Below are 5,154 nucleotides of genomic sequence, written 5' to 3'. Positions count from 1 at the left end.
CTCGAGGCCCGCCCGGACGCCCCGGATTCCGAGACGGAGACCTTCCCGTTCCGCAACGACCCACAGCGCACCGCCACCCTGTCGCGTGACGTGATCATCACCGGTGACCGGGTCTCCAGCGCGAGCCAGGGCTTCGATCAGAATGGCCGCCCGCAGGTGAACATCAACCTGGACGGCACCGGCGGCTCGCTGATGAACCAGGCCACCCGCACCAATATCGGTCGCAACATGGCGGTGCTGTACATCGATCACAGCACGGACACGCGCACCGTGACCAAGGATGGCAAGCAGGTCGAGGAGCGTATTCCCACCACCAGCCGCAGCATCATCAGCCTGGCGACGGTGCAGAGCGCGCTCAGCAACCGCTTCCGCATCACCGGGCTGGATTCCCCGACCGAAGCCAGTGAACTGGCGCTGCTGCTGCGCTCCGGCTCGCTCGCCGCACCGATCTACTTCGTGCAGGAGCGCACCATCGGGCCCAGCCTAGGCGCACAGAACATCGAGCGCGGTATCTTCTCGGTGATCGTCGGCGGGCTGCTCGTCATCGCCTTCATGCTGATCCGCTACAAGGCCTTCGGCGTGATTGCCAACGCGGCGCTGGCGGTCAACCTGGTGCTGCTGATCGCGGCCATGTCGCTGCTCGGCGCAACCCTGACGCTGCCCGGCATCGCCGGTATCGTGCTGACGCTGGGCATGGCGGTGGATGCCAACGTGCTGATCTACGAGCGCATACGCGAGGAGCTCAGACGCAAGACGCCCGCCCAGCAGGCGATTCATGCAGGCTATGGTCGCGCCTTCACCTCGATCGTCGACGCCAACCTCACCACGCTGCTGGTCGCGGTGGTGCTGTTCTCGATCGGCACCGGGCCGATCAAGGGCTTCGCCGTGACGCTGTCACTCGGGATACTCACATCGATGTTCACCGGCATCGTGGTGTCGCGTGCCCTCGTCAACCTCTCCATCGGCGGCAAGCCGGTGAAGAAACTCTGGATCTAGGAGACGCGAGCAATGCGCCAATTCGACTTCATGGGCAAACGCCGCATCGCCTTCGTCGTCTCGATCGTGCTGACGATCGTGTCGATAGCGGCCCTCGCCCTCCTGCATCTCAACCTCGGCCTCGATTTCACCGGCGGCACGGTGGTGGAGCTCCACTACGCCGTAGTGCCGTCGCTGGACGATATCCGCACCCTGCTGGCCAACAGCGGGTTCGAGAACTTCCAGGTCCAGACCTTCGGCGCCACCGACGAGATCCTGGTGCGGCTGCAACAGACGTTCGACAACGACGTCGGCAACCAGGTGGTGTCCGCGCTGAGCAGTGGCGGGGCCCAGATCGACCTGATCCGCGCCGAGTTCGTCGGCGCCCAGGTGGGCGATCAACTACGCGACCAGAGCGGCCTGGGCATGCTGGTGGCGCTGGCCGGCGTCGCCGTCTACGTCGCCTTCCGCTTCCAGTACAAGTTCGCGCTGTGCGCGATCATCTCGCTGGGACACGACGTGCTGATCGTGCTGGGCCTGTTCGCGCTGTTCCAGTGGGAGTTCGATCTCACGGTGCTCGCCGGGATCATGGCGGTCATCGGCTATTCGCTCAACGACACCATCATCGTCTACGACCGAATCCGCGAGAACATCCGGCTGTCGCGCAGCGAGGACCTTCCGCAGATCTTCAACGAAGCGATCAACCAGACGCTCTCGCGCACCCTGGCCACGTCCGGTACGACGTTGCTGGTGCTGTTCGCGCTGTTCTTCCTGGGCGGCGACATGATCCACAACTTCTCGATCTCGCTGATCCTGGGGATCGTGGCCGGCACCTTCTCGTCGGTCTATGTCGCCGCGGCGCTGCTGATCGTGTTCAAGCTGGAGCGCCAGGATCTGATCCCGGTGAAGAAGGAAGAGGTCGAGGAGGAGCTGCCCTGAGCCGGCGCTTCGACGACACCTCCAGCCCCTCGCCCGTGCGAGGGGTTTTTTTTGACCGCGCCAGCGCCGCGCGGCCAATCGCCGACCGCAGCGGTTGCGGTATCATGCGGCTGCCGTTCTGATTCAGCCCGAGCCGCTCTGGTCCAACCCTCTCATGCAAGAGTGATCCATGGCCCCAATCTTCGCCGATAGCAGTGTCGCCCGCTGGCTCCTGGTGCTGGTGATGGTCGCCGGCATCTACTTCTTCATCGATTTCCTGGTGCCGGTGCTGGCAGCGCTGATCATCTGCGTCGCCAGTTGGCCGCTCTACTGTCGCCTGCTGGCGGCTTGCGGCCAGCGTCGGGCGTTGGCCGCCGGCATCGCGCTGGGCCTGATCGTCATGTGCCTGGTGATCCCCATGGTGCTGGCCTGCTCCTACGCCTTTCAGGAATTGAAAGGCTGGGTTGGCTGGCTGATGGTCGCCAACCAGCAAGGCATCCCCGCGCCGGACTGGGTTGCCGGCCTCCCCGGCATCGGCGAATGGCTGTCCGAGCAGTGGCAGGAGACGCTGGCGGAACCGCACGCACCGGAGTCTCTGATCCAGCTGGTGGGCGGCGAGCACATCGGCAATATCTCGCGCTGGGTGCTGGCGCTGGGGAGCAATGCGCTGCACCTGGCGCTGACCCTGCTGTTCATGCTGATCACGCTGTTCTTCCTCTACCGGGATGGTGCCGGCATGGCGCGCCAGCTGGATACGGTCGGCGAGCGGGTGCTGCCGGCGCGCTGGCAGCGATTCTCGCGGGTGGTGCCGGCAACGATCAGCTCCACCGTGATGGGCATGGGTCTGATCGCGCTGGGGGAAGGGCTGGTGCTCGGTACCGCTTACTGGATTGCCGGCATCCAGTCGCCGGTGGTGCTCGGCGTGATCACCGCCTTCATGGCACTGGTGCCGGGTGGCGCGCCGCTGACGTTCACGCTGGTCTCGCTCTATCTGGTCGCCACCGGGCACATGGCCAACGGCATCGGGCTGTTCCTGTGGGGCGCCGTGGAGCTGTTCGTCGTCGACAAGACACTGCGGCCGCGCCTGGTCGGCGGCCCGATCAAGCTCCCCTTCCTCCCCACCTTCTTCGGTCTGGTGGGTGGCGTGAAGACCATGGGGATCGTCGGCCTGTTCGTGGGCCCGGTGCTGATGGCGCTGCTGGTCGCCAGCTGGCGCGAATGGCTGCACGACGACAGCGCCCCGGACGCCCCGTCGGAAGCCGAGCGCTGGGGCTACGGCAAGCGCAAGCCGAGCGCCCTTCCGACCACGTCACCGGGTCCCTCCGGCTCTCACGGCAGGCAGAAGCGTCCCGCCGAAGCGACAGCGAGCACCAATGCCGACACCAACGCCGATATCAGTCGCTGAATGGTCGCGGGCACTCAGCGGCCGAGCCGCAGGCCATGGCGTTTCAACTTGCGCACCACGCTTGGCTGGCTGATCCCCAACCGTTCGGCCAGTTCATAGGTGCTGACGCATGACCCCGCCAGCGAGGCCAGAATGGCGCGCTCATGCGCCTCCATGGCCGCCCTGAGCCCCTGCCCCGGCGCCAGCGGGCTCTCACGCGGCGCGGGCGCCGCACTACCGGACCCGGTCGGCGGATCGTCGCCCGACGCCGCCCCGCCAGCGGACGACGCCACCGGCGCCCCGACGACGCCCCCCTCGGCGGACAGCCAAGCACGTTCCAGCCAGTTTTCCAGTTCCCGGATGTTGCCCGGCCAGTCGCCGCCTATCAGCGTCTCCCAGGCGTTGGGATGGAGTATCTTGTCCCGACCGTAGCGGCGATTGAGTCGTTCGAGATGACGCTGGGCCAGCCCCCGGATATCCTCGCGACGCTCGCGCAGCGGCGGCAGCGACACCGGGATCACGTTGAGCCGGTAGTAGAGATCGAGCCGGAAGGCGCCCTCCTCGACCCTGCCGGCCAGATCCTGGTTGGTCGCCACGATCAGTCGGAAATCGACCTGGCGCGAGCGGGTGTCGCCCAACCGCATCACTGAGCCGTCCTGAATCACCTTGAGCAGCTTGGACTGCATCGTCAGCGGCAGCTCGCCGATCTCGTCCAGGAACAGCGTGCCGCCATGCGCCTGCTCCAGCAGCCCTGCCTTGCCCTGGCGTGAAGCCCCGCTGAACGCGCCGGGCTGGTATCCGAACATCTCCGACTCGAACAGCGACTCCGGTATGGCCGCGCAATTGACGTCGACGAACGCCCCGTCCCGCCGACGGCTCCAGCGATGCAACTGACGTGCGAACGCCGTCTTGCCGACACCGGATTCGCCCAGCATCACCACGGTGGCGTCGGTGGGAGCGCTACGCTTCAACAGATGGACCATCTCGCGCATGATCCGGCTCCTGACCACCAGTTCGCCAACCGATGCATCGTCATCGTCGTCGGGCCCGTGGTGGCGGCGGAGATGCTCGGCGAAGCGGCGTTGGAGCAGCGCGTACTCGTCCTGCAGCAGGCGGAGATCGGTGAGGTCCCGCGAACGGCTGATCACGCGGATCAGCTTGCCGTCGGCGTAGACCGGGAAGGCCTCGGCGATGACCTGACGCCCGGTGCCGGTGCGCTGCATGATCTGCGCGGGCTGGCCGGTCCGAATGACTTCGAGGGAGACCGAGGGAGAGAGCACGCCGCTGGCCTGCAGGGCCTGGACGGTGGTGGCACGCAGCGCATCCCGGCTCAGGCCATAGACCGCAGCGCTGCCGGGGCTGACATCCAGGATGCGACCGTCGGCATCGACGATGAAGAGATGATCCTGGGCCGTCTGGATCAGCGCTTCCAGCGTCAAACGGGCCGCCCCCTCGTCCAGCGAGTCCGCCATTTCCGGTGCTCCTTTACCGATACGTCGATGCATCATTGATGCACGAATGGATCGGAAACGTCCATGCCTCGATTCGTGTTTGAATCACCTGAAAACAAAGAAGATTTTAAATCAGCACGTTACGACTTGGCACGATTCCTGCGAGTGCTAATCGACAATCACAACAGCAGGAGTCTCCATGCCAACGACACCGCCATACAACCAGCCGCTCGGCGGCAACGAAATGCCTCGCTTCGGCGGCCCCGCGACGATGATGCGCCTGCCGACGCAGAAGAGCGCTGAAGGACTGGATGCCTGCTTCGTCGGCATCCCGATGGACATCGGCACCTCCAATCGTCCGGGCACACGGTTCGGCCCGCGCCAGATTCGCGATGAATCCCGGATGCTGCGCCCCTTCAACATGGC

General features: G+C 65.7%; 5 protein-coding genes. 4 read left to right on the top strand and 1 reads right to left on the bottom strand.

What is annotated here, in order from left to right:
* From secD to AC3AYF_RS17960, 3 genes are all read left to right on the top strand, one after another.
* Window positions 1-996: protein translocase subunit SecD (gene secD / locus AC3AYF_RS17970; RefSeq protein ID WP_295040569.1), on the top strand; the 996-nt coding region annotated here is incomplete at its 5' end.
* 12 nt (window positions 997-1,008) lie between these two features.
* Window positions 1,009-1,914 carry a protein translocase subunit SecF gene (gene secF, locus AC3AYF_RS17965; RefSeq protein WP_295040568.1) on the top strand — a complete coding sequence of 302 codons (906 nt, stop codon included), beginning with the start codon at window positions 1,009-1,011 and terminating at the stop codon, window positions 1,912-1,914.
* Window positions 1,915-2,083: 169 nt separating this feature from the next.
* The gene (locus AC3AYF_RS17960) at window positions 2,084-3,298 is read left to right on the top strand and encodes an AI-2E family transporter (RefSeq protein WP_295040567.1); all 1,215 of its coding nucleotides are present in this window, start codon (window positions 2,084-2,086) and stop codon (window positions 3,296-3,298) included.
* Window positions 3,299-3,312: 14 nt separating this feature from the next.
* On the opposite strand, the gene AC3AYF_RS17955 is transcribed toward AC3AYF_RS17960, so the two are convergent.
* The gene (locus AC3AYF_RS17955; RefSeq protein ID WP_487780126.1) at window positions 3,313-4,749 is read right to left on the bottom strand and encodes a sigma-54 interaction domain-containing protein; all 1,437 of its coding nucleotides are present in this window, start codon (window positions 4,747-4,749) and stop codon (window positions 3,313-3,315) included.
* Between the two features lie 178 nt (window positions 4,750-4,927).
* Between AC3AYF_RS17955 and AC3AYF_RS17950 the strand changes: the two genes are divergently transcribed.
* Window positions 4,928-5,154 (top strand): arginase family protein (locus tag AC3AYF_RS17950; protein ID WP_487780125.1); only part of this gene is annotated, 227 nt, incomplete at its 3' end.

The sequence above is a fragment of the Salinicola sp. genome (assembly GCF_982684285.1).
Note: the sequence above shows the minus strand (reverse complement) of the source record. Positions and strands in the feature narration are given on the sequence as shown.

Excerpts from the sequence above, each read along its gene's own strand:
- secF (WP_295040568.1), top strand. The coding sequence starts at position 1,009 with ATGCGCCAATTCGACTTCATGGGCAAACGCCGCATCGCCTTCGTCGTC.
- AC3AYF_RS17960 (WP_295040567.1), top strand. The coding sequence starts at position 2,084 with ATGGCCCCAATCTTCGCCGATAGCAGTGTCGCCCGCTGGCTCCTGGTG.
- AC3AYF_RS17955 (WP_487780126.1), bottom strand. The coding sequence starts at position 4,749 with ATGGCGGACTCGCTGGACGAGGGGGCGGCCCGTTTGACGCTGGAAGCG.